General features: G+C 61.8%; 22 protein-coding genes. 17 read left to right on the forward strand and 5 right to left on the reverse strand.

What is annotated here, in order from left to right:
* Window positions 1–187 precede the first annotated feature (187 nt).
* The 5 genes from KIO76_RS20840 to KIO76_RS20860 are packed head-to-tail and all read left to right on the forward strand — an operon-like array spanning window position 188 to window position 5,304.
* A complete protein-coding gene (locus tag KIO76_RS20840) occupies window positions 188–1,345 on the forward strand; it encodes an ABC transporter ATP-binding protein (RefSeq protein ID WP_213325520.1) in 1,158 nt (385 codons plus the stop codon).
* A gap of 25 nt (window positions 1,346–1,370) precedes the next feature.
* Complete coding sequence (locus tag KIO76_RS20845) at window positions 1,371–2,507, forward strand: ABC transporter substrate-binding protein (RefSeq protein WP_213325521.1); 1,137 nt, start codon at window positions 1,371–1,373, stop codon at window positions 2,505–2,507.
* 60 nt (window positions 2,508–2,567) lie between these two features.
* Window positions 2,568–3,389, forward strand: a complete 822-nt coding sequence (locus KIO76_RS20850) for an ABC transporter permease (protein WP_213325522.1) — start codon at window positions 2,568–2,570, stop codon at window positions 3,387–3,389.
* A complete protein-coding gene (locus tag KIO76_RS20855; RefSeq protein ID WP_502761900.1) occupies window positions 3,386–4,231 on the forward strand; it encodes an ABC transporter permease in 846 nt (281 codons plus the stop codon). The genes KIO76_RS20850 and KIO76_RS20855 overlap by 4 nt, the downstream gene beginning before the upstream one ends.
* Window positions 4,228–5,304 carry a LacI family DNA-binding transcriptional regulator gene (locus KIO76_RS20860; RefSeq protein ID WP_213325523.1) on the forward strand — a complete coding sequence of 359 codons (1,077 nt, stop codon included), beginning with the start codon at window positions 4,228–4,230 and terminating at the stop codon, window positions 5,302–5,304. Before KIO76_RS20855 ends, KIO76_RS20860 begins: the two co-directional genes overlap by 4 nt.
* A gap of 9 nt (window positions 5,305–5,313) precedes the next feature.
* Here the strand turns inward: KIO76_RS20860 and KIO76_RS20865 are convergent, their stop codons facing one another.
* The 3 genes from KIO76_RS20865 to KIO76_RS20875 are packed head-to-tail and all read right to left on the reverse strand — an operon-like array spanning window position 5,314 to window position 8,314.
* Entirely contained in the window at window positions 5,314–6,144 is an 831-nt protein-coding gene (locus tag KIO76_RS20865) for a carbohydrate ABC transporter permease (protein ID WP_213325524.1), read from the reverse strand.
* Complete coding sequence (locus tag KIO76_RS20870; RefSeq protein WP_213325525.1) at window positions 6,141–7,052, reverse strand: carbohydrate ABC transporter permease; 912 nt, start codon at window positions 7,050–7,052, stop codon at window positions 6,141–6,143. The genes KIO76_RS20865 and KIO76_RS20870 overlap by 4 nt, the downstream gene beginning before the upstream one ends.
* Window positions 7,052–8,314, reverse strand: coding sequence for a sugar ABC transporter substrate-binding protein (locus KIO76_RS20875; protein ID WP_213325526.1), 1,263 nt, complete (start codon window positions 8,312–8,314; stop codon window positions 7,052–7,054). The genes KIO76_RS20870 and KIO76_RS20875 overlap by 1 nt, the downstream gene beginning before the upstream one ends.
* Before the next feature lie 479 nt (window positions 8,315–8,793).
* On the opposite strand from KIO76_RS20875, the gene KIO76_RS20880 reads away from it, so the two are divergent.
* Genes KIO76_RS20880 through KIO76_RS20905 form a run of 6 tightly spaced genes read left to right on the forward strand, consistent with a single transcriptional unit; the run spans window position 8,794 to window position 14,371 of the window.
* Window positions 8,794–9,657 (forward strand): sugar phosphate isomerase/epimerase family protein, encoded by an 864-nt coding sequence (locus KIO76_RS20880; RefSeq protein WP_213325527.1) that lies wholly within the window; start codon window positions 8,794–8,796, stop codon window positions 9,655–9,657.
* 54 nt (window positions 9,658–9,711) lie between these two features.
* Window positions 9,712–10,806: a Gfo/Idh/MocA family oxidoreductase gene (locus KIO76_RS20885; RefSeq protein ID WP_213325528.1), complete on the forward strand. Its 1,095-nt coding sequence runs from the start codon at window positions 9,712–9,714 to the stop codon at window positions 10,804–10,806.
* A complete protein-coding gene (locus KIO76_RS20890; protein WP_213325529.1) occupies window positions 10,806–12,044 on the forward strand; it encodes a Tm-1-like ATP-binding domain-containing protein in 1,239 nt (412 codons plus the stop codon). Before KIO76_RS20885 ends, KIO76_RS20890 begins: the two co-directional genes overlap by 1 nt.
* Complete coding sequence (locus KIO76_RS20895) at window positions 12,041–12,880, forward strand: phosphoenolpyruvate hydrolase family protein (protein WP_213325530.1); 840 nt, start codon at window positions 12,041–12,043, stop codon at window positions 12,878–12,880. Before KIO76_RS20890 ends, KIO76_RS20895 begins: the two co-directional genes overlap by 4 nt.
* Before the next feature lie 24 nt (window positions 12,881–12,904).
* Window positions 12,905–13,351, forward strand: coding sequence for a VOC family protein (locus tag KIO76_RS20900; protein WP_213325531.1), 447 nt, complete (start codon window positions 12,905–12,907; stop codon window positions 13,349–13,351).
* A 15-nt stretch (window positions 13,352–13,366) separates the two neighbouring features.
* Window positions 13,367–14,371, forward strand: coding sequence for a C-terminal binding protein (locus KIO76_RS20905; protein WP_213325532.1), 1,005 nt, complete (start codon window positions 13,367–13,369; stop codon window positions 14,369–14,371).
* A gap of 179 nt (window positions 14,372–14,550) precedes the next feature.
* Here KIO76_RS20905 and KIO76_RS20910 read toward each other — a convergent pair whose 3' ends face one another.
* Both KIO76_RS20910 and lhpI read right to left on the reverse strand, forming a co-directional pair.
* Window positions 14,551–15,264 carry a FadR/GntR family transcriptional regulator gene (locus KIO76_RS20910; RefSeq protein WP_213325533.1) on the reverse strand — a complete coding sequence of 238 codons (714 nt, stop codon included), beginning with the start codon at window positions 15,262–15,264 and terminating at the stop codon, window positions 14,551–14,553.
* A gap of 230 nt (window positions 15,265–15,494) precedes the next feature.
* Window positions 15,495–16,454, reverse strand: coding sequence for a bifunctional Delta(1)-pyrroline-2-carboxylate/Delta(1)-piperideine-2-carboxylate reductase (lhpI, locus tag KIO76_RS20915; protein ID WP_249729990.1), 960 nt, complete (start codon window positions 16,452–16,454; stop codon window positions 15,495–15,497).
* A gap of 290 nt (window positions 16,455–16,744) precedes the next feature.
* Here lhpI and KIO76_RS20920 point away from each other — a divergent pair, with 290 nt between their 5' ends.
* The 6 genes from KIO76_RS20920 (at window position 16,745) to KIO76_RS20945 (ending at window position 24,757) form a co-directional block, all read left to right on the forward strand.
* Entirely contained in the window at window positions 16,745–17,584 is an 840-nt protein-coding gene (locus tag KIO76_RS20920) for a fumarylacetoacetate hydrolase family protein (RefSeq protein WP_213325534.1), read from the forward strand.
* 20 nt (window positions 17,585–17,604) lie between these two features.
* Window positions 17,605–19,671: a hydantoinase/oxoprolinase family protein gene (locus tag KIO76_RS20925; RefSeq protein WP_213325535.1), complete on the forward strand. Its 2,067-nt coding sequence runs from the start codon at window positions 17,605–17,607 to the stop codon at window positions 19,669–19,671.
* Complete coding sequence (locus KIO76_RS20930) at window positions 19,671–21,563, forward strand: hydantoinase B/oxoprolinase family protein (RefSeq protein WP_213325536.1); 1,893 nt, start codon at window positions 19,671–19,673, stop codon at window positions 21,561–21,563. The genes KIO76_RS20925 and KIO76_RS20930 overlap by 1 nt, the downstream gene beginning before the upstream one ends.
* Window positions 21,564–21,679: 116 nt before the next feature.
* Window positions 21,680–22,540, forward strand: a complete 861-nt coding sequence (locus tag KIO76_RS20935; protein WP_213325537.1) for an IclR family transcriptional regulator — start codon at window positions 21,680–21,682, stop codon at window positions 22,538–22,540.
* Between the two features lie 14 nt (window positions 22,541–22,554).
* On the forward strand, window positions 22,555–23,511 hold the full coding sequence (locus KIO76_RS20940) for a dihydrodipicolinate synthase family protein (protein WP_213325538.1): 957 nt from the start codon (window positions 22,555–22,557) through the stop codon (window positions 23,509–23,511).
* Window positions 23,512–23,569: 58 nt separating this feature from the next.
* Window positions 23,570–24,757 (forward strand): ABC transporter substrate-binding protein, encoded by a 1,188-nt coding sequence (locus KIO76_RS20945; RefSeq protein WP_213325539.1) that lies wholly within the window; start codon window positions 23,570–23,572, stop codon window positions 24,755–24,757.
* The last annotated feature ends 90 nt before the right edge of the window (window positions 24,758–24,847 follow it).

Genomic DNA, 24,847 nt, shown 5'->3' on the forward strand with positions numbered 1-24,847 from the left:
TTCTTCCCATGCCTAGCGAAGCCTGCCGTGTCGGGACGCGTGAGCCTCCCGTTCGCGTTCTCTGATCTCTCCGGCGTATCGTCTGGCGCTGCATCGTCATCAGCTCGTTAAGAAAGGTTTCTATGTCTCTCGCCGCGTGAGGGAGCATTTGGCTCCTGATTGCACAGCTGTGCAAAAGGGCGAGACCTTGGACGAACAGATCTTCCTTCGCATCTCCGACCTTTCGGCGGGCTACGGCTCAACCCAGGTGCTGAAGGGGTTGAACCTCGCTATCCACAAGGGTGAGTTCGTAGCCCTCCTCGGCTCATCAGGCTGCGGCAAGACCACGCTTCTGCGCGCCATCGCCGGTTTTGCGCAACCCTCCGCCGGTTCAATCAGCGTCGCAGGCCGGGATGTCACCCGTCTGCCGCCGGACCGGCGCGGCATGGCACTGGTATTTCAATCCTATGCGCTCTGGCCGCATATGACGGTGGCGCAGAACATCGGCTACGGGTTGAAGCTGAAGAGGCTGCCCCGCGATGAGATCGCGCGCCGTGTCACCGCGCTGGAGGATCTGCTCGGCCTCTCGCATCTGGGACAGCGCAAGCCGGCGGCATTATCCGGCGGCCAGCGCCAACGCGTGGCGCTCGGCCGGGCGCTGGCCATCGATCCGCAGATCCTGCTGCTCGATGAGCCGCTTTCCAATCTCGACGCACGCATCCGGCTGAAGGTGCGCCACGACATCAGTGCGCTGCAGAAGCGCCTCGGCATCACCGCTGTCCACGTCACCCACGATCGCGAAGAGGCCATGGTGATGGCGGACCGCATCGTCATCATGGATGGCGGCCGTATCGCCCAACAGGGCACGCCGGAAGACGTCTATAACCGTCCCGCCTCACCCTTCGTCGCTGCCTTCATGGGCGCGGAGAACGTGCTCGAGCTCAGCGGGCGGGTCAGCGGCGACCGGATCGACATCGAGGCCGGCCCGGGAAACGCTCACAGCACGCTGCCGCGCGACGGCCGCGCGATAGGCGACGGCCCACTCGAGGCGCGCTTCCGCGCCGAGGCGGCCGAGCTCCTGCCGGCCGGTCCGGCCACGCCCACCTCGGATCACAACCTGGAACTCACCGGCCAAGTGGAGGCGACGAGCTATCCCGGGGGCCTCTGGCGGCATGCCGTGCGCGTCGGACGGAACGAACTGCTCATTGACGCCGCCTGCCGGCACGCACCCGGCACCGCCGTCCGCATTCGCATCCCGGCGGACAAGCTCTTCCTCTTCAACGCACGGAGCGCCGCAAGGCCCTCCTCCACCCGTTCCCCGCACGATGCCCGGACAGGCCGCGTGCTGGAAGCATCTGAGGCATGATTTTCACCGAACGGAGAGACCACCCATGAAGAGACTTCTCCAGGCGACGCTTGTTCTCGGTTTCGCAGCCTCGCCAGCCGCGGCGGCCGAACTCACCGTCCTTACCGCCGGCGACCAGAACATGGTCGACTACATCAACGAGTATCTCGGACCACTGTTCGAGAAGGAAAATCCGGGCAACACCGTACGTGTCGTTGGCACCGGCCCCGGCGATGCGGGATCACAGAAGATCGTCGAGCGCTTCGACGCGCAGAAGAAGGCCGATGCCGCCAAGTGGGACGCGGATGTCGCCGTCGTCCACGAGAAGTTCGTTGCCCCGATGATCACCGGCGGCTATCTCGAGGCTTATCGCGACAAGATCGCGACCGGCAAGATGGTGACGCGCGCCAACGCCGACATGGCGCTCGGCACCAAGGTCACCGGCTATGTCATGCCGATGTTCAATAGCCAGACCGCGATCGCCTACAATCCGGCGCTTGTTCCGAACCCGCCGAAGAGCTACGCCGAAGTTGCCGAATGGGCCAAGGCCCATCCCAAGCAGTTCGGCTACAACGGCATCAAGGGCGGCGCCTCGGGCGTCAGTTTCGTCATGGGCTGGATCTATGCCTTCGGCGACGGCGATGCCAACAAGCTCATGAACGGCCCGTTCGAGGAGGGCGAAACCAAGAAGTGGGACAAGGCCTTCACGAGCCTGCGGGACTTCACCAAGACCGCGACACTCACCCCCGGCAATGCCGGCACCCTCGACCTCCTGTCGCGCGGCGAGATCGCCATGGGGCCGGTGTGGGTCGACATGTTCTATTCCTGGCAGGCGAGCGGCCAGCTGCCTCCGGACTTCAAGCTGATGCTGCCGGCTCCGGGCATGCCCGGCCAGCCCATGCACTACGTGATCCCGGCCAAGAGCCCCAACAAGGAGCTGGCCGAGAAGTTCGTTGCGCTCGCGACGAGCCCGAAGGTGCAGGCCGAGGGCATCGTCAAGCGCTTCAATTGGTATCCGGGCATCGACGCCCAGCATGTGAAGGCCGAGCTCGACGACGCTACCTGGAACAAGCTCTTCACTGACGTGAAGCCAGAAGATCTCGCCAAATACGGCAAGCCCTTCCCCATCGCGCCCTACAATAACGCCATCCTCGAGGCGTACGAGCGCCAAGCGACCAACTGAGCATGAGTTGACCAAGACCGGCCGTCCGGGTGTCCCGGACGGCCACCCGGGAATGAAGCCATGCCCAAGCGCCTCTTCGGACTGATGCTGGTCCTGCCCGCCCTCGCGGTGATCGTCTTCCTCTTCATCGTGCCGCTTGCCGCATCGGTGATTGGGGCGTTCGTGGTGGACGGCGGCTATGGCTTCGGCAATTTCACCAAGTCGTTTGCGCTTTATGCGTCCGACATCGTCTTCACCGTGATAATCGTCAGCCTGTCGACTGTCCTCACCGGCCTGTTCGCGATCGCCATCGGCGGCTATCTGACTCTCGGCGAGAACCCGCGCGCGGTCGCCCTGCTACGCTGGCTCTACCGCTGGCCGATGTTCATTCCCTTCATCGTCGTCGGGCAGGTGCTACGGACGTTCCTCGCCAAGAACGGCCTGATGAACAACGTGCTCATGGCCGCCGGCATCATCACCCCGCTGCAGGCGACAAGTTTCCTCGACTGGCGCGGCATCGTGATCGCCTTCGTCTGGAAGCAGACGCCTTTCGTCGCCCTGCTGGTGGCCGGCGCCATGGCCTCGGTCGACCGCGGAACCCTAGAGGCCGCGCGCAACCTCGGCGCTTCGCGGCTGCGCATTCTCTGGGAGATCCTCGTGCCGCAGGTGGCGACAACCCTGATGGTCGGCCTAGTCCTGTCCTTCGTCACCATGATGTCGGTGCTGTCGGTGCCGCTGATGATCAATGCCCAGTCGCCGACGATGATCACCGCGGACATCGCCTTCCGCATCAATGCCTATGGCGACTACGGGGTGGCGAATGCGCTCGGCCTCATTTCGCTCGCCGCGACAGCCTGCGTGGCCTGGATCTACCTGCGTCACAGCGTGAGGGAGCGGGCATGAGCATGGCCATTCCGGCGGCCGCTGGCCTCACCCGCCCACGCGTCGATCTCTGGTGGATCCCGCGCGCCATCGTGCTCGGCCTCCTCGCCTTCGCGATCTTCGGCCCCTTGACCAATCTGGCGCTCTGGGCCGTCGCGGAGCGCTGGTACTTTCCCCATGCGCTGCCGATCGACTACGGCTTCAGCTATTGGGCACGCGTGTTCTCGCCGCGCGGCAATGCCCTGGAGGCGCTGAGCAACAGCCTTCTCGTCGCCATGCTCACCGTGATCGTCGCGCTGATGCTGGCGATCCCCGCGGGCTATGCGCTCGCCCGGTTGAAATTGCCCTTCCGCGCGGCGATCTTGCTCGCCTTTCTCATTCCGCAGGCGTTCCCCAATCTCACGGTTTACGTCAACATCGCCCGGCTGTTCTATCAGATCGGCCTCAACGGCACGATCGCGGGGGTCGTGCTGGTGCATGCCACCCATGGGCTTGTCTATGCGGTGTGGATCGCGACGGCGGCCTTCGCGGCGGTCGACAGCGAGCTCGAGGAGGCGGCCCGCTCGGTGGGCGCCGGCGCGCTGCGTGCCTTCCGCGATGTGTCCCTGCCGTTGGCGGCGCCCGGACTTCTCGCCAGCGCGATCTTCGTCTTCCTGGAGTCCCTTGACGAGTTCACGGGCAGCTATTTCGTGGGCGCCCCCGACGTCAACATGCTGCCGCTCCTGCTTTATACAGCGGGTGCGGGCGGCAACTACCAGGTCGCGTCAATTACGGCTGTTCTGCTTCTCATTCCGTCGATCGGCTTCATGCTCGTCGTGGAACGTTTCCTGAAATCCGATGTGCTGTCGAAGGTCGGTCATTGAAGTTCATCCCTAACGACGAGCCACCGGCGCGACGTTTCGTCAGCGCGCAGCAGGTGGCCGAGCTTGCCGGCGTGTCGCGCTCCGCGGTCTCCCGCGCCTTCACGCCGGGGGCCAGCATTGCGACTGAAACGCGCGAGAAGGTCATGCGCGCGGCGGAGGAACTCGGCTACCAGGTCAACGACCTCGCGCGCAGCCTGCTCGCCCATCGCAGCCGGCTGGTGGGCCTCGTCGTGACCAAGCCGGAACTCGGCTTCCGGGCGCATCTGGTGGCGGCGCTGACGCGTGCCCTGATCCGCCGCGGCAACGTGCCCTTCATTATCAACACCGGCAGTTCCGAACCGGAGATGCGGGCTGCGCAAACGGCGCTCTTCGGCTATCGTGCCGAGGCGACCGTCATTTTGTCGGGCTCGCCACCGACTTCCTTCGTGGAGCTCGCCCGTCAGAACGGCCAACCGCTCATCATGATCGGCCGCTCGGAGCCCGACTGCGACCGTATCCAGATCGATAATGCCAGTGCGGCACGCGAGGCCGCCCAACTCTTCGCCGCGCAGGGGTTAAGACGACTGGCCCTTGCGGGATCTGCGTCCGGCACGCCCAGCATTGTTGAACGCGAGCAGGCTTTCGTCAGCGAGGCTCGGCGGCTCGGCGCAGATGTCATCGTGGTGCAAGGCCGCGACTCCGACTACGCCGGCGGACAGGAGGCGGCAGCTCGGTTGTTCGGGAATGGACGGCCACCCGAAGCCGTCTTCTGCGTCAACGACCTGATCGCCTTCGGGCTTATCGACACCGCGCGCAGCGACCACGCCCTCATCGCGCCCCGCGACTTCCAGGTGGTCGGCTTCGATGACATTCCCGAGGCGGCATGGAACGCCTATCGTCTCAGCACCTTCCGGCAGGATCCCGACGAGATTGCCGGATGCGCCATCACTCTTCTCGATCGCCGCCTCGCCACCCCTAGTGCGCTCCCCTCCACCACACGACTGAAAGCGGCCTTTGTTCAGAGGTCGAGCACGGGCGTGGTGTCCTCCCCTTTCGCCCGAGCCTTCCGAGGTCGCCAAGGCGGACGAAGATGACCCAAGCCTTCACTCCTTTGAGCCGGATGAAGCCAGCGAGGCGATGAAATACCGCTGGAAGATGAGGAGAATGGCCATCGGCAGCAAGGCGGTGACGACAGCGCCGCCGAACATCTGACCATAGTCGACATCGTATTGTCCGGCGAAGCTGGCGATCGCGACCGATGCGACGTGATAGTCGGGGTTGGGTGCGATCAGCAGAGGCCAGAGATAGGCTTGCCACTGAAAGACGAAGAGGATGAGGCCAGCCCCGATGAGCGCAGGCCGCGACAGGGGCAGATAAATGCGCAGGAAAATACCGCCCCAACCGAGACCATCAATCTTGGCGGCCTCTGACAATTCCTTCGGAATGGCCATGAAGAACTGACGCAGCATGAACACGGCCAGCCCGTTCCCGATACCCGGAAGGATAAGACCGGCATAGCTGTTCTGTAGTTCAAGGCTGCGGAAAAGCTCAGATAGGGGCACAGCGATCGAATCGAAGGGAATGAGGAAGCTCACAACCATGATGGCGAAGATGACGCTCCGGCCGGGATATTCGAGGACTGCGAGCGCGAAGGCAGCCGTTGCACATACGACAAGACCGATTACCACGGTGAGCGTTGTGACCAGCGCGGAATTGATCATGGCCCGCGCGAACGGCCCCTGGCTCAGGGCAATGAAGTTGGAAAGCGTCCATTCCCTGGGAATCAATGTCCAGATGCTGATGGGCGAAAGGTAACGAAACACCTCATCGCTCGGACGCAACGCGCTTGCAGCCGCCCACCATAGGGGCAGCATCACCACGATGCAGCACGCCACCACGAAGGTGAAACGCAGCCAGGGACTATTCGCCTTCATGATTTCGCCCGCTCGGTCATCATGCGGAACTGGATGCCGACCACGACAATGACGAGGGCGACGAGAATGACTGTCGCAGCCGCAGCGCCTGACATGTCGCCGGAGAGAAAGCCGCGCGTGTAGATCTCGTTCATAATGAGGTTGGTTGACCCTTGCGGACCGCCCTTGGTCAGAATCTGGACCGGCGCAAAGACCAGGAAATTGGCGACGGTGTTGGCTACAAGCACGAAAGTCAGTGTGCGTCGGAGCTGCGGCAAGGTGACATGCCAGAAGCGCTGCCAGCCGTTGGCGCCATCGATCTCCGCCGCTTCGTAGAGAATGGGCGGAATGTCTCGCAGCCCGGCAAGCAGAAAGGTCATCCAGTAACCAACGCCGACCCAACTGACAATCATGATGATTGTTATCAACGCCTGGTTTGTCGACGTCATGAAACCCTGAGGAGGAATGCCGATTGTTGCGAGCAAAGCATTGACCGGTCCGTCTGGCCGGAAAGCAACCCCGAGGATGATCGCCGAGACACTCTGCGGCACGGCGACAGGCAGAAGCATCAGGGTGCGCCAGAGCCCAGCCGCCGGCAAAGCCTTATCCATGGCGAGCGCCAGAAGGAGGGCAAGACCGATCTGCACCGGATTGACGATGATGAGAAACAAAAATGTGGTGGTGAGCGACTCGATGAAGACCGGATCGCTGAGAAGATAAGTGTAGTTGCCAAATCCGAGATTAGCAAAGCCGGGCGCGGCTGCCGGCTCATGCAGGGATTGCCAAAGCGCCAGCCCCGCCGGCCAGATACGCAGGATGACCACGGCGACCAGCGCCGGTGCCAGAAAGAGGAGTGCGGTGCCGAGGGAGCCGGACCGAAGCGCGTCCCCCCAGCGTGGGCCATTCCGGCCGCGCCCGACTACTGCCATCAGTTCAGGCGCCCGAAGCCAGCGCGCAGCACGCCCTCGGCCCGTTCCAGCGAGGGCTTCGCCTCTGCGCCATTGCGGATGTCGCTGAAAGTCTTGTTCATGTTCTCTTCAAAGACCACATAGCCGATCGTGCGGGGACGGTTCACGGCGGTATTGGCAAGATCGTAGCGGACAATTTCTCCGAAGCCAGGCGTTTTGCCAGCCTCGCTTTCACGCTTGAGATATGCCTCGAACGCCGATTTGTTTGCTGGCGGCTGAGGCGCAACGGTGCTGGCCTGAAGAGCCCCTTCCGAATTGAGGGTAAGGTATTTGGCGAAGGCGAGCGCCGCGTCCTTCTTGGTACTTTTCGGATTGACGCCGATAGTCCACGAGCCGGTCGGCGTGACGGGCTTCCCATCCTTGAAATAGGGCATGGCCGCGATCCCGAAGTTAAGACCCTCGGCATTGCGGAAGGAACGTGCATGCCACACACCACCCACCATGTAGGCCAGCTGGCCGGACGAGAAGAGCGCCGGCATCTGCTCGTAGGTGACACCACGGGGGGCTAGGCCACTGGCATAAAGATTCCTGTACCAATCCGTGGTCTTGACCCAGCCATCACTTGTCAACGCCGGCTCCAGCAGCTTGTCACCCTTGAGGCCGGGGCCGTAGCCAAGGCTCTCGTAGAGCGGCTGCACTTCATAATAGCGGTCGTTCTGGTCGAAGGCGAAGCCCCATTTCGCACCGGCCTCCTGCGCCTTCTTCGCATTGGGAAGAACCTCCTCCCAAGTCAGGCGCTTGGCCGGATCCCCGCTCGGCTCGGGAAGCCCTGCCTTGTCCAGGAGATCCTTGTTGTAGAACAGGAATTGCGCCGTGGTCCAGAATGGGAAAGCCCAGATCTTGCCATCATAGCTCGCACCCGCTATCGGCGCAGCGTTGGCAGCGGCCTCGATCTCACCGCGATGCTCCGAAAGATCCATCAGGAAGCCGCGATGGGCGTAATAAGGAACGCGCGGTTCGTCCACCGTATAGACATCCACGCTCGTATCGCCAGAACCAAGGCGCGCCTGCACCTGCGCGTTGAGCTGGTCAAATGGGATGTACTGGGCCTGAACCTTGATGCCCGGATTGGCCTTCTCGAAGCTCGCGATGACGTCGCTGAACGCGCCGGGCTTCTGCGAGGACAGAAAGCCGATCGTCAAGTCAGCGGCTGAAGCCTGGGAACAGGCTATGGCGATAGCTGCGCCAGCTAACAGATACTGAAGTTTATTGATTGATCCCATTGCCAGTCTCCCTATCGCCTGTCCTTGCCGCCCCTCTGAGGCAGAATCGTGCTTTGTCGCGCGCGCGACGCTCTGATCGTGGGGAGGCGCGAACCCTGCCTCACGCAGGTCCTGAACCCGCTCATCCAGAGCGTCGAGACTCTCCAGCGCCCGCTGTCGTCCCGCATTTCTCCCAGATCAACGGCGCGTCAGCTCTTAACTCACGCGCTCTTCCTTCGGTGCTGGCCCTTGTAGCGGCCGGCAGTTGAGAAGCTAACTGGTAAATCAAACATGTCAACATATAACTTTATTATAACTCTTCCGCAGGCCGCGCGGCCCATATCCAGCCGTTGAAGTCTGGACAATTTATTGAGATATAATGGTATTTTTCCATCACCCTGGGAAGGCACCAGCCGAGAGAGCAGTTTGACATGTAAAATTTCATGTCATAAAGATCGCAAGCAGGGTAGGTGGAAACAAGGCCAGCAAGGGAGGGTCATGTGCGTCTTGGCTGCACTCTGTTCGCGCCCAGCACGATCGAGGAACTCAGGGCACTTTGCGACAAGCTTGATTGCTACGGCCTGTCGGCCATCATCGCGCCACGCCAGCTGGAGCATTTCACCGAAGATGAAGCTATCGCCTTCGGCGAGGAGGCCAGGAGGCTCGGCATTGTCATCGGCGAGGCCGGTTTCTGGGAAAACCTGCTGACGGATGACGCCGAGCTGCGCGCGAGCCGCATGAAGCGGTTTCGCACGGTCCTTCGCAACGCGGAACTCATGGGTTGCCGCTCCACCAATACCCTGGTTGGCACCAAGCACCCGTCCGACCGTCCTCTATTCCCGGATGCTTACAACTTCACCGAAGCTTGTAAGGCCGAGTTCCGGGAAATCGTTCTTCGCGCGTTGGATGGGATCGACCTGAAGATCTCGAAATATGGCGTCGAACCCTGGTACACCTCGTTCTTTTATCAGCCCGAGGACATCCGCGCCTTTATCGATTCCGTGGATCATCCTCGTTTCGGTGTCCACATGGACCAGGGCAACATGATCTCGCACGCGTCGTTCTACGACACGACATCGATGATCGAACGTACGTTCAACTTGCTCGCTGACAAGGTGGTGAGTGTTCACATCAAGGATATCCAGTGGGAGGGCGCGCATTTCGGTCTGCGCTGGAACGAAGTCTATATCGGCGAAGGCACGATGGATCTCACAAGCTATCTCAAGAAGATCGCGACGCTTGACGCCGACGTGACGTGCTATTGCGAGCATTTTGCCGAAGAGCGGGACTATGCGGTGAATTTCGCCCGTCTCCATCAGATCGCCAAGCGCGCCGGCACGGCTTTCCTGCCGCGCAGCGCCTGACACGGCTTTTACCCCCCTACGCCTCGATGGCGTTGGGCCTCGGAGGACTTTTTTATGGATCAGGTGCGGCTCGGTATCGTCGGCTGCGGGCGTATTTCGGAAGCTCATGGCATCGCCGCGGATCGTCTTGGCGATTCTGTGCGCTTCACGGCTTGCGCTGACGTCAACGAAGAATCCGCGCGGCGTTTCGCGCATAAGTTCGGCAGCAACAGCATCTACACCGATGCGCGTGACATGATGGCGAAGGAATCGCTCGACGGCGTCGTCTTCGCGACCTGGCCGGCGCAGCACCGCGAGCAGATCCAGGCGGCCATCGACTCTGGCGTCCGCTACATCCTCTGCGAGAAGGCGCTGGCGCTCACCGGCGCGGAAGCCCGTGAGATGTGGCTGGCGGCGACGGCGGCCGGGGTCACGCTGGTCGAAGCCTTCATGTACACCCATCATCCGGTGATCGGTGAACTGGACAAGCTCGTGCGGCGCGAGGTGAGCGGAGCCATTGATTCGATCCGCTCCAGCTTCAGCATGTACGCGCCCGACCCCGAGGGCGGCAAGGAAACATGGCGGCAGCGCAAGGAGACCGGCGGCTCCGTGCCTTACGACCGCACCTGCTATCCCGTAAACATCCTCGGCCGCTATGCGGACGCTCTGCCCGCGCAGGTCTATGCATCTGGAACAATCAGCCCGAGCTACGGCACAATCACGCGGCTTTTCGGCGAAGTCACCTACGAGAACGGCCGTGTAGGGCTCATCGAGACCAGCAACGCCGCGATCTTCACGCAGGAAGTCCAGATCACCTGCGCGAACCGCGTCTATCGCCTCTCGACCCCTTTCACGCTTGCTGGCGACGCCACCATCTTCGAATACGAGGCGCTCAAGTTCTCTCATGTGAGGACCATCGAGCATCCCGTGTCCTCGGAATACCCGCTCCAGGACGATCTCCCGTCGTACCAGGCCTACAAGCCCCAGCTCGCCCGCTTTGTGAAAGCGGTGCGTGGCCAATCGACCCCCTCGCCTCGTCTGATCGACTCGGTCGTCAATTCCTATACGCTCGACGCCCTTGTCGAGAGCATGACCAACAACACGATCGTCAGGGTCGGCATCCCCGACGACGTCCGTGACGCCTGGCACGCCAGCCGGAGCAGCAACTAATGGGCACGGCCGCCGTCGTCATCGCCGGCACGCTCGATACCAAGAGCGAGGAGATCGGCTACGTCCGGTCAGCGCTGGAGAAGCGCGGCCGGCGGGTCATCGTCATCGACTGCGGGATCCTCGGCCGTCCGACCCTGGCGGCCGACTTCCCCCGCGAGGTGGTGGCCACGGCCGGCGGCGGCGACCTCGCCGCGCTCATTGCCAAGCGCGACCGCGAAGCCGCCCTGCCGGTGATGATCGCGGGACTGGAAAATATTCTGCGGGAATTGCTCGCCAAGGACGAGGTTGGCGGCTTTCTCGGCATCGGCGGCGGCACCAACGCAGCTCTCGCCGCGGCGGCATTCCGTCTGATGCCGTTCGGCCTGCCCAAGATGCTGGTCTCGACAGTGGCCTGTGGAAACACACGCCCCTTCGTGGGCATCAAGGATGCGCTCCTCTTCCATTCTGTGGTCGATATCCTCGGCCTCAACACGTTCCTGCGCAGCATTCTGCATCGCGCCGTCGCGGCGATGGACGCCATGCTTGCGCTCGATTCAGCAACATCGGCGCGCTCCGGCCGAGGTTGTGTCGGTCTGACGAGCTTCGGCTCGACCACCGAAGGTGCCGAGCACGCGCTCGCCATCTTGCAGTCGCAGGGCCTCGAGGTGCTGGGCTTCCACGCCCGAGGTGTCGGAGGCGAGGCCATGGAGGCCTTGATCCGTGAAGAGCGGATCGACGCAGTCCTCGATCTCACCACGACAGAGGTGGCGGACGAACTCGTCGGCGGCATCTGCAGCGCCGGCCCCAACCGCCTTGAGGCGGCGGGCGAGCGCGGGCTGCCGCAAGTCATCCTGCCCGGCGCTGTGGACATGGTGAATTTCGGCCCGCGTACAACGGTGCCCGAGCGCTTCCACCACCGCAGCTTCGTTTCGCATACACCGCTGGCGACCCTGATGCGCACCACGCCAGCGGAGAATGTCGAGATAGCGCGCTTCATCGCACGCAAGCTCAACGCGGCTCGGGGACCCGTTGCGGTCGTCCTGCCGCTGGGCGGCTTCTCCGCCTATGACCGCAAGGATGGACCTTTCTGGGCCCCCGCCGCCGACGATGCCTTCCGCAGCACGATCCGCGCGGAACTCGCCTCACATGTCCCCGTCATCGATGTCGATGCGCACATCAACGATCGCGTCACGATCGAAGCTGCGACCTCGCTTCTGATCGATATGATCAACACAAAAAAGAATGAGGCTCGCCCATGAGCAAACGCTTCACCCGGACTGAGATTCTCGGCCGCCTGAAGGCGCAGATCGACGCCAAGCAGTCCATCCTCGTGGTTGGTGCGGGCAACGGCCTCGTTGCACGCTGCGCGGAGCAGGCGGGCGCCGATCTGGTTGTTGTTTACAACTCGGGCTATTTCCGCCTGAATGGCCATCCGAGCATGGTCGGCAACCTGCCCGTCGGTGATGCGAATGAGATCATGCTGCGCCTTGGCGAGCGCGCGGTCATTCCCGCCACGAAGGATATGCCGGTGATCGGCGGCGCCTACGGCGTCGATCCGACCCGCGACATGGACCGCCTGCTCGAGCAGATCTCGGGCGTTGGCTTCTCCGGTATCATCAACTTCCCGACGGTGGGCCGGATCGACGGACAGTACCGGAAGGATCTGGAGTCGGCTGGTCTCGGCTTCTGCCGTGAGGCCGACATGGTGCGGCGCGCCCGCGACAAGGACATATTCACCATGGCCTATGTGTACTCGCCTGAGGACACGCGCATGATGGTGGAAGCCGGTGTCGACGTGATCGTCGGCCATTGCGGCCTCACCGCCGGCGGAGACGTGGGCTCGCGCAATGCCATGCCGCTTGACAATGCAGTGTCTACCCTGAAGGCGCTCTTCGAGGCGGCCAGATCCACGCGGGAAGACATCATTCTCCTCTCGCATGGCGGCCCGATCTCTTCTCCCGAAGACGCGGAATACGTGAACTTCCACACGGATGCTGTCGGCTTTGTCGCAGCCTCGAGCGTTGAGCGCATCCCGATCGAGGAAACGCTGAAATCCGCCTGCCGCAGCTTCAAGTCGATCAAGGTTCAGCGCTGAACGTGTTCAGCCAGGAGAAGTGTGATGCCGCATGTTTTTGACCATACCGGTTTCATAACGCCATCACTGGAAAAATCGGTGGCGTTCTGGACTGAGGTCATGGGTTTCGAGCCCCGTCCGATCGTTGAGCGCAGCGGCGAATGGGTGCCTCCCTTCACAGGAATTGAAGGCGCGACGCTGCGCATCGCCCATCTCTTCAGCGATGACGCGCATCTCGAATTCATTGAGTTTGCGACCGCCTCTGGCGGGACGTCACCCGCTGGGGCCAATCAGGTCGCTGCCGGTCATGTCTGCTTCAAAGTCGATGATCTAGACGCTACGGTGGACAAGATCCTCGCAGGCGGGGGCTCATTCGCCGGCAAGATCACAACAATCACCGAGGGCGCAGCAGCCGGAATTCGCGGACTTTATATGCGCGATCCGCTCGGTGTGCTGATAGAGCTCCTGGAGAAGGCTCCCGCACAGGCCTGATATAGGGGCAAGTTCATGGCCAACGTTCTTTATACGGAAGCGATCTACACTGACGAGGCTTTGGAGACGTCTGTCTTCGGTCCGGACGTCACGATTACCCGTCGTGACGTCAAGAGCCTGAAGGACGTCAGCGATGAAGACTGCGCGGCCGCCGAAGGCCTGATGCTCTTCCGGCATTTCATGACGGCAGCGGAGTTCGAGCGTTTTCCCCGGCTCAAGGCCATCGTGCGCATGGGCGTCGGCTATGATCGGATCGATCGGGAGGCCGCTGCCAAGCGCGGCGTGATCGTCTGCAATTGCCCCGACTATGCAACGGCGGAAGTGGGTGATCACGCCGTCACGCTGGCACTTGCCCTGCGCAAGGGCCTCCTTCTGCACCACGACGCCCAGCGCGCGGATCCACCAGCCGCCTGGGCACCGATCCAGGATCCGCTGCTTCGCCGCTTGTCCGCACTCACTTTCGGCGTGGTGGGACTTGGACGTATCGGCACGACAGCCGCATTGCGCGCCAAGGCGTTCGGCTGCCGCGTGGTCTTCTACGACCCTTATCTCAGCAACGGCGTCGAGACGGCGCTTGGCATAGAACGCGCCGCCAGCCTCGAAGGCCTTTTGGAACAGAGCGACATCCTCTCCCTCCATGCCCCCCTCACCCGTGAGACACGTGGCATGGTCGGAGCGGCGGAAATAGCGCGACTGCCCAAGGGGGCGGTGATCGTCAACACGGCGCGCGGCCCGCTGATCGACATCGACGCGGCAGGCGCCGCGCTGAAGAGCGGTCATCTCGCAGGTCTTGGTCTCGATGTGCTGCCAGTCGAACCGCCCACAGATCCGTTACCGGAGCTTGTACGAGCCTATCGTGCACGTGAACCCTGGGTGACCGGGAGGTGTGTCATCACGCCCCACGCGGCCTTCGTGTCGCCCGAAGCCTATGAGGACGTCAAGCGCAAGTCAGCGGAGACCATGATGGCAGCGCTTTTCTCCACACGCCCTATCAATGTGATCACGCCGGATATGGAATAAGCCGCACGGCAGCCAGCCCGCCGTCTTCGTCAACGGCGGTAAGGTTGCCTTCATTGGTGATTTTCCTCCCCACTGACGCGGCAACGCCGCGTCTTTTTTTGCGCGGATCTATCCGGGAAATAGTCATAGCCCCGAAAGCTAAGCGGCGACTGTGAGATAACCTTGCGGCGAATGCGATCTCAGGTCCATTTGCCGAAGAACACGCGCTCGCGCGAGCGTGATATATGCTCGCGCATCTTCTCCCGGGCCCCGTCCGCGTCACCGTCACGAATGCATTCAAAGATCGGTTCATGGCTCGATCGGATCATCGTTGTATGATCGCGGCTATGACGAACCGCAAAATTGCGCGCCATCTCGATGATGAAGCGGATATGAGACCGCGACGCATCCCAGACTGACAGGAAGAACTGATTGTGCGTGGCTTGCGCGATCGCAAAGTGAAATTTCAGGTCTTCTTCTATCGCGTTGCTTGCATCGGCTTGCTGCGCCTTCATGCTTTGCAGAAGCGCTCCAATACGCTTGACATCCTCCTCCGTTCGATAGGTCGCGGCGAAGAAGGCAGCCTCCCCCTCAAGGGAGATCCTATAGTCGTAAAATTTCTGAACATCAGAGATGCTCGTAATTTGGGTGGGCAGGATCCGCGGGCTGGTCTCACGCTCGCCCCCGCCTCCAACAGGCGCTGTCACAAAGCTGCCGGCGCCTTGCCGTGAATGGATATAGCCATCGATCCGAAGCCGCCGTAATGCATCGCGCACAACGGGCCGTGAAACGCCGAACTGTAAACTGAGCTCGTTCTCCGATGGCAATTTTGCGTCGCGCTCGAACTGGCCGCTCCGGATCTGGTCCAGAACCTCGGCATACAGCACGTCGCTCAGCTTGGGCCTGCGCGCCAAGTCGATCTCCCGCCTCGCTTCACTTGTTCTAATTGTTACAACTTTACGACCTTAGCGCAAAGAGGCGCGCAGGGGATTTATGCCGGACCCCACGCATATGATGAGGCCCGCCAAATGAATAAGAGTAGACCCGGCGGTAGGGCAGCGAGAGAGAGACGATGGTCTCGGCACTGATGATGAACTCTTGGATTTGCACACAAGAACCCGGCGCGTCTTCCTCTCTGTCCAGCTCAGGAGAATGAATCGCCAACAAGCAGCCTCGCTGCTGCCAGATCCTCAATGGCCGCGCCGACCGATTTGAACAGCGTGATTTCGTCTTCCGAGATCCGTCCTGGCCGCGCCTTGCTTGTTAATTCGTGAAGATCCGCACAGACGCGATCCGCCTGCCAGGTTCCAGCAGCGATCGGCTGCAAGAGATCGCCCGCCTCCGCAAGGGCGCCCGCATAGGTGTCCACGAAGACACGGCTGCGACGCACGGCCTCGTCATCACTTTCACGCATCTGCGGCGTGAAAGCGCCAACGAGATCCAGATGCGTGCCTGGTCTGAGCAGCTTGCCAGCTATGAGTGGGGCACTGGCCGTGGTCGCGCAACTGATGATATCCGCCTCCGAAATCCCCGCGGGAAGATCAGAAATCGCAGCAGCGTCAAAACCGCCGCTGCAAAGTCGCTCAGCAAGGCCCCGCGCGTGCTGGGGATTGCGCCCCCAGATCATGACCCTCTCGATCGGCCGCACAGCACGGTGAGCCGCCGGCAGATGTTCCGCCACATGGCCGGTGCCGACAAGCAGCAGCGTTCGACTGTCGGGACGAGAAAGGTACCGCGAGGCGAGCGCCGAAGCCGCCGCCGTGCGCCGATTTGTCAAAGCCTCGCCATCAATCATCGCGCGTGGCTGGCCGGTTTGGCCATCAAAGAGAATATAAAGCGACGACACGGCGCCGAGACCGCGTGTCCTGTTCTGTGGAAAAACTGTTACCAGCTTCACACCCACCGCTTTGCCCCGGTTCCACGCCGGCATCGTCAGGAGGTGGCCGGGCGCGTCATCCAAGCCAACCTCGTAGCTGCGCCGGACCGGCATAGGCTCGCCGCCGCGTCGGAAAGCGTCCGCAAGAGCTTCGATAAGCCTTGGATAGTCGAGGCCTGCCTCGACATCTGACTGGGAAAAATGGCGCAGCACCGTAGGCGTCCTCATCGTCAGCTTCATTCAAGCGTGGACGTCTGCGCAGACCCAAGGGCCGACATTCGCCGCGCTCAGGATGCCTCATACCAGATCCGCTCCAATTTGTTGCATCGCCCCACGCAAGTAATCCACGTCCGGCCACTGCTGTTGCGGAACGTTTGCCACGTCCACCTGCGGTGACCGCGTGCCGGAAGAGGCCACTCGCTCCAGAGCAAAAGAGCGCTTGACGCACTTGGAGTAACGTCGTTACAGTAACGGCGTTACAAAAATCTGAAACCTGGGAGGGTTACATGCGCCTTGGCTTGGCCGAGATTGGCGGCGTGCGCGAGCTGGTTGCTCTTCGCGATGGCGTTCTCGTTCGCCCTGGTAGCGAGCTACCAACCGATCCGCTCAAGATCCTCACCGACACATCCCTCAGAGCAAGGGCCAGCACGGCGATCGCAAATGCGGCCGCCCTTGATCCCGCATCAGTGCGATTACTGCCCCCATTGGCTGAATTCGGAAAGATCATTTGCGTGGGCCTGAACTACGCAGATCACGCGGCTGAGAGCCCCTATGATCGCCCCAAGTTTCCCGTGTTCTTCCTGCGCGTGGATACGGGAATCATCGGCCCTAACGACCCGATCATACGTCCGTTGATTTCTGATCATCTCGACTTTGAAGCCGAAATGGCGATTGTTCTCGGGAGCGGCGGGCGACGGATCCCTGAAGAACAAGCGCTTCGTCATGTCGCCGCCTATACGGTGTTCAACGATGGCTCGATCCGTGATTGGCAGTTCAAGGGACCGCAATGGACGTTGGGCAAGAACTTTGACAATACAGCTCCCATCGGCCCGTTCCTCGTTTCCTCCGATGAGGTACCATTGGGTGGAAAGGGCTTGCGAATTACCACCCGCCTCAACGGTGAAATCGTGCAGGACGCCAATACTGACGACCTTCTTTTCCCAATTCCCGAGCTGATCGCGCGCATATCAGAGGCGATGACTCTCAAACCAGGCGACATTATTGTCACCGGAACTCCGGCGGGCGTAGGTTTCGCCCGTAAACCGCCACTATTCATGAAAGCCGGAGACAACTGCGAAGTGGAAGTCGAGGGCATTGGCAAGCTCGTCAATCCGATCGTCGATGAGGCCGCGCCGTGAGCACGAGGGAGCCAATTGGCATGGCTGCACGAGACCTGCGCATCGCTGCAGATGTCGGCGGCACTTTCACGGATGTGGCCGTTTTCGATGAAGCAACCGGCGCAATCCGTCTTGGCAAGACTCTGACGACACCGGCAAGTCTCATCGCCGGGATGAACCGTGGTGTGGACAAAGCTGGCGCGCGCTTTTCCGATGCCGGTCTATTCCTCCACGGCACCACAGTCGCAATCAACGCGCTGCTCGAGCGCAAGGGTGCGCGCACCGCTCTCGTCACAACAAAAGGCTTCCGCGATATCTACGAGATTGGCCGCATCAACAGGCCGGAAGCTTACAATTTATTCTTTCGCAAGCACCGGCCGCTCGTCGAGCGCGCGTTGCGCATCGAGGTCGACGAGCGACTGGACGCTGCCGGTGAGGTGCTGCGGCCGCTCGACGACACCGAAATCGAACGCGTCGCCGCCGTGCTGCGGGATGAGAAGGTAGAGGCGGTGGCGATCCTTTTTCTGCATTCCTATCGCAACCCGGCTCACGAGATCCGTGCGCGTGATCTTCTCAGCGCGCTGCTACCGGGCGCATTCGTCACCGCCTCGCACGAGCTCTCTCAGGAATATCGGGAGTTCGAACGGTCCTCGACAGTCGCGGCGAATGCTTATGTCGGCCCCCGCGTTACACGTTACCTGGCGGAAGCCCAGGATGTACTGGAGAGCGTCGACTTCAACGGCAAGTTCCTCATTGTCCAATCCACCGGTGGCCTTTATGACGCCGCGCAAGCCAGCCGCGAATGCATCCGCATGCTGGAATCAGGCCCTGCGGCTGGCGTTATCGGTACCCGCGAGCTCTGCGCCGAGATCGGCCTCAGCAACGTGATTGCCTTCGATATGGGCGGCACGACGGCCAAGGCCGGTGTCATCCTCGACGGCGTCGAACTGACGGCCAACCAGGTGATGGTCGGCGGTTATGCTGAAGGCCTGCCGATCCAGATCCCGATGATCGACATCGAGGAGGTCGGTACAGGCGGCGGCTCGATCGCCCGCGTGGCTCACGGCCAGATGCGGGTCGGGCCGGAAAGCGCAGGCGCCGTGCCCGGGCCGGTCTGTTACGGCGGTGGCGGTACGGAGCCAACGGTTACCGACGCCAATCTCCTGCTCGGACGACTATCCCCGGATCTCTTCCTCGGCGGCGAAATGAAGCTCGACATCGCCGGGGCCAGCCAGGCGATGGAGGAGCGCGTGGCACGTCCGCTCGGCCTCACCACCGCAGAGGCGGCCGACGGCGTCATTCGCATCGCAGTCACCCAGATGGCGAATGTCGTCAAGCGCGTGACGACGGCACGCGGACTGGACGCGCGCGATTTCGCCATGGTCGCCTACGGCGGCGCGGGGCCGCTGCACGCGGTGTTCGTGGCGCGGGAGCTGCAAATTCCTCGTGTCATCATTCCGAACGCGCCAGGCCATTTCTCCGCTTACGGAATGCTGGTCAGCGACCTGCGTCGCGATTTCGTGCGCACGCTCTTCGCCCGGCTCGCGGAGGCTCCCTTTGATGTGTTCGATACCATTTTCACAGAAATGGAGCACCAGGGACGCGAGGAGATCGAGGCCGCGGCTCCGGGGAGGCTGGATATTCAGATCAAATATGCCGCCGACATGCGCTATGTCGGCCAGGAACATGCGGTGACCGTCGAAGTACCGGTGGCTGCCTTCGCGCAGCGGGATTCCGCCGCGATCAAGGCGGCGTTCGACGCGGTGCACGCCGTGCGCTACGGTTATTCCTCCCAGGACGAGCAGGCGGAGATTGTCAGCCTGCGGCTATCGGCTATCGGCACTATCACGAAGCCGTCGCTGGCTGCGGTGCCGACCGCAGAGCATGGGATCGATGCCGCGCTCATCGGGGTCCGGGTCGTTGACTTCGGCGCGCTCGGCGGCCGTCATGACACGCCAGTCTACGATCGCGCCCGGCTCGCTGCCGGTCATCGAATCCCCGGCCCGGCCCTGATCCAGGAATACGCCTCGACCACAGTCCTGCCGCCCGGCGACGTGGCTGAAGTCGACATGCGCGGCAATCTCGACGTCGCGGTGGAGGTGAGCTAATGGACAAGATCTACAAAGGCCCCGATCCGGTCACTACCGAGATCATCCGCAACGGCTTCATCGCGGCGACTGAAGAGATGAAGACCAACCTGATGCGGACGGCCTATAACATGATCATCTACGAGGCGCTCGACTTTACTGTCGGGCTCTTCGACCGACACGGAAACACCGTGTCGATTGGTCTTGGCTTGCCAATGTTTATTCGCGGGATGAGTGAAACGATCAAGGCGAAGCTGGCGCATTTCGGTGCGGACGGCCTCCAGCCAGGAGACGTGCTCTTAACCAACGACGCCTATACGACCGGCAGCCATCTCAACCATATGACCTTCTCTGTGCCGATCTTCCATGATGGCAGGTTGATCGGCTTTTCGGCCTGCATGGCCCATTGGCAGGATATCGGGGGCACGCTCGATGGCATGACGACCGATATCTACTCCGAGGGACTACAAATGCCGATCGTCAAAGCTTGGCGGGCGGGCGTGCCGAATGAGGAGATTCTCTCGATCATCCGTATGAACGTACGCCTGCCGGAACGGGCTATGGGTGATCTAAAGGCCCAGGTCGCAGCCGTTCGCACAGGCGAGAAGCGGTTCCTGGAACTGATCGCGAAATATGGCGAGGCCGCCGTAGACGGTGCCATAGAATCGATCTTTGATCATGGCGAGGCAGTGGCGCGCGCCAGCGTCGCGCAGATCCCGGATGGCGTCTATGAAGCCGAAAGCTTCATGGACGACGACGGTATCGAAGCCGGCCGGCGGATCCCCATCCGCGTTAAGGTGACGGTCACGGGCGATGAACTGACCATCGACTTGACGGACGTCGGCGCTCAGGTGCGCGGCTTCTACAACTCCGGCGAAACCGCGGGGCGTTCCGCCGCCCAGGTTGCCTTCAAATGCCTGACCTCCGGGCTTGAACTCCCAGTCAATGACGGCGCATTCCGCAATCTCAGCATCGTGCTGCCGCCCGGTCGGGTCGTCTCAGCGGAGCGCCCCGCCCCGATGCGCTGGTGGATGACCTATCCCATGACCGTGGTCGATACGATCTTCAAGGCTCTTGCGCCGGCGATCCCCACCCGGGTGATTGCCGGACATCATGCCGACCTCGTGATCGCTTCCATCAACGGCCGGCAACCCCTTGATCAAAAGCTCTATCTTTACCTCGGCGGACTGATCGGCGGCGGCTGGGGCGCGAAGATGGGCGAGGACGGCATGAGCGCCACCGTCGCGATTAACGATGGCGACACGCATAACGGCCCTTCGGAACAGGTGGAGGCGAAGTATCCACTGATCGTGGAGCGCTATGCCTTGCGCGAGGACTCTGGCGGTGCCGGCAAGTATCGCGGTGGCCTCGGAACCGAGCAGGTCGTGCGCGCGCGCCACGACATCATGTTCAATGCCCAGATCGACCGAGTCGACTGCCGACCCTGGGGCCTGTTCGGTGGTTTGTCGGCACTCGGCAACGAGGTGCGCCTTGAACGTGACGGCACGGAAGAGCGCTTTCCGACTGGAAAGGTACTCTCGCAGAAGCTCTCAGCGGGTGATGTCTACACGGTATGCTCCGGCGGCGGGGGAGGCTTCGGCTCACCCCTTGAACGCAACCTCGCAGACCTCGAGAATGACCTCCGGCAAGGCTATGTCTCGCGAAAGGCAGCGTCTGAATTCTACGGCGCGGCCTTCGACAAAGACGGGCGCATCGACCGCGACGCGACCGCGCTCCGGCGGATTGACATGCGGCGGCGGGGGTTGCCGAAGGATCGGCCCTTTGCAACGGAGGATCATTCCGACTGGGGTGGCTGTCCCTATTGCGACAGGATGCTGTGGCCGCATCCGGAAGCCGAGCAGATGGCAAGGGAAGCGGCCGCCAACGGATTGAGCCGGTGGCGTTGCTGCTAGGGCAATTCCGGCCCGGAGGTTATCATTCGATGCACTTCGGGCGGAGAGGGTTGCTCGTTGATTTTGAGAGGGGCAGGTCCGCAACAATCGGACTTGGTCTGGGCGGAGACATGTGGATGCGAAGTGTTGGTGCAGGTGAGCGGCGGACAGTAGAGCGATCTGGCGAGGACACGATTCTCGCGGTGGAGCGCGCTCTCGATCTGATTGAGCACTTGTCCAGCGCGGCCGATGGCATGAGCCTCGCCGAGATTTCGCGCGAGCTCCTCGTCAACAAGGCGATTGCCGTGCGGCTGCTCGATACGCTCGAACACGCTGGCTATATCTGGCGCGACGATCGCGTGCAGCGTTACTACTTGACTTACCGGGTCAGCAACATCGGCTTGCGCCATCTTCAGACAAGTAGGTTACTCGATCAGTGCGCCGCCGTGTTGAAGACGTTGGCTGAAGACAGTGGTGAACTCGTCCGTCTCGCGGTGGTCGAGCCGGGAGGAGAGAAGTTGACCTGGGTGCATCTGGTTTCCGGCACCAAGAGAACACTCCAGATCGACCCAAACTATTCACTTGAGATCAGCCTCCACACCCATGCAATCGCCAAGGCCTGGCTGTCGACCATGCCGATCGAGCGCGCGATGGGGCTGATAGAGGCACAGGGAATCGAGGCGCGCACATTGCACAGCAAGACCGCCCCAGAGGCGATCCGCGAAGATCTGGAACAGGCGGCGCAGCGGGGCTTCGCCGGTTCGTTCGAGGAAAACGAGATCGGCATCAGCGCGATCGCCGCACCGATCTGGGCCGATACGCTTCAGGGTGGACGTGAGTGCGTGGGTGCCGTCAGCCTCGCCGCTCCGACCAATCGGACGACGCGCGCTGATCTGGAAGCATGGGGTCCGGCGCTTGTCCGCACCACCGAGCAGCTCGGCCGAATCTGGCCGTTGGAAGCTCGCGCCCGATCCGGACCCTTTCCACATCGCACCTGAGGAGGATGGACAGAATGCCGCGTTTTGCGAACGACCTGCCAACCGGCGTCATCCCCGCCGTCTTGCTCCCCTTCCATGACGACCTGTCAATCGATGAGGCGAGTTTCAAGGCGCATCTTCGCGACGTCGCGGCGGTCGAGGGCGTGTCGGCCATCACCTTGAACGCCCATTCGACCGAGGTGGCCTCTTGCAGCGCGGATGAACAGCGCCGCGTCATGGAGATCGGCGCGGACACAGTGGGCGACCGTCTTCCCATCGTCCATGGCATATGGGCGGATGGCAGCCTCGAGGCCGCGGCTATAGCCCGCCGCGCAACCTCTGGCGGGGCCGCTGCCCTGCTCGTTTTCCCGCCCGCTCCGTTCACGCTCGGCCAAACCACCGAGATGGCCCTCACCCATTTCCGCCGCATCGCCGACGCAAGCGACCTGCCGCTGATCGCCTTCCAGTATCCGCGGGCGACCGGCCAGGGCTACCCGCTCGAGACGTTGCACAGGCTTGCGGATGAGATCCCGACCTTGCGCGCCATCAAGGACTGGACGCCGGTCGTGCAGCAGCATGAGGAAACGATCCGCGCGCTCCAGGGCCGGAGCCGCCCCGTCAATGTCCTGTCGACTAACAGCGCCTGGCTCCTGTCATCGCTTGTGCTTGGCTGCAACGGCTTGCTTTCTGGCTCTGGTAGCGTGATCGCCGACTTCCAGGCGCAGTTGTTCCGCGCCGTACAAGCCAACGATCTCGTTGAGGCACGCCGCCTCAACGACCGGATCCACCCTCTTGCGCGTGTCTTCTACGCTGATCCGTTCGTCGATATGCACAATCGCATGAAGGAGGCGCTCGTGATGCTTGGCAAACTGCCGCGGGCCATTGTCCGACCGCCGCTTGTCAAGCTTTCCGCAGCCGAGATTGCCCGCATTCGCAAGGCACTGGTCGAGGCTGATCTGCTGTCGGGGACGCGGGAGGGCCGCGCCGCCTGAAACTGGGCTTCAACCGGCGACCGGCCGACAGAGCACGGCGCCATAAGGGGAGAAACATATGAGCATATTTCTAAGAACAGTGGCCTGCGCGTTGCTCGTGGGTGTGGTGCCGGCGGTCTCCGAGGCCCAGGAGAAGCCACCCGTGAAAATCGGCTTTGTGACCGAATTGACGGGTCCATGGTCGTTCTTTGGCACGAGTTGCGTCGCCGGGCTCAAACTTGCCGAACAAAAAATAAATCCTCCCGGCAAGCGACGCATCGAATTCATCGTAACGGACAACCAGACCAACCCGGCACAAGCGGTCGCCGCGTCACGTTCCCTTGATGTACAGGACAAGGTCTTAGCCTTGTCGGGACCGACGAGCTCCGACACCGGCCTAGCCCAATACGGTTATGCCGAGCAGAACAAGGTGCCCTTCGTGGTGCCGGTGGCCGCATTCCCGCAACTCACCAAGCCAGGCACGCGCTATACCTTCCGGCTGGAGCCGAACGCCGCCGGCTGGGGCTACGCGATCGCCAAATTCGTGGAACAGCGCAAGCCTGGCGCGAAGATCGCGTTGATCTACTCAGATTATGCCTTGATGCGTGCCATTACGGCGGGGCTAAAGTATCAGGCGCCTTTGTCCAAGCTCAATATCGTGGCGGACATCGTCTTTCCGCAAGGCGCCAATGACGCTACCGTGCAGGCCGCGCAGGTCTTGGCCGCCCAGCCGGATTATGTATTCGTCTCGGGCGCCGGTGGTTTTGACAACACGATCACCAACCAGCTTCTCGACCTCGGCATCAAGCCGGAGCAGATCATTCATCCTTTCGGTATCACAACTCAAGTCATGAACTGGGGTAAGCGTTCGGTAGGCTCATTCTATGGAACCTTCTTTGACTCGAACCTTGATAACCTGACACCCGAGGGCAAAAGCTTTGTCGAGCAATTTACAGCTCAGAACGGGCGGCCGCCGTCCTATGGCGAAAATTTCTGTTATGTGACGGCGCATGTCATCCGCGAGGCCCTCGACAAAAACCCGGAAGCCGCAGACGATCGTGAGAAGTTTCGCGACGCCATGTCAGCTCTGAAGACCAAAGAAACAACGTCGGGCATTCCGATCGAGTTCGATAAGAACGGAGCGCGCAAGGAGTATATTTACTTCATGCAAATTCAGGATATCGCCGAGAAAGGCTACAAGGCGAAGCAAGAATTCTACACTGAATGGGACCCTGAAGTCATCCCTGTCTATACGCTTGTGAAGTGATCGCAGCGCCACCGGCCAGCCGGTGGCGCCCACTTGAAGCTTGACGTAGCGGCATTTCCAGTTCGGCCGCTCATCATGGAACGAGTTGGA

Source organism: Chelatococcus sp. YT9 (assembly GCF_018398315.1).
GTDB lineage: Bacteria > Pseudomonadota > Alphaproteobacteria > Rhizobiales > Beijerinckiaceae > Chelatococcus.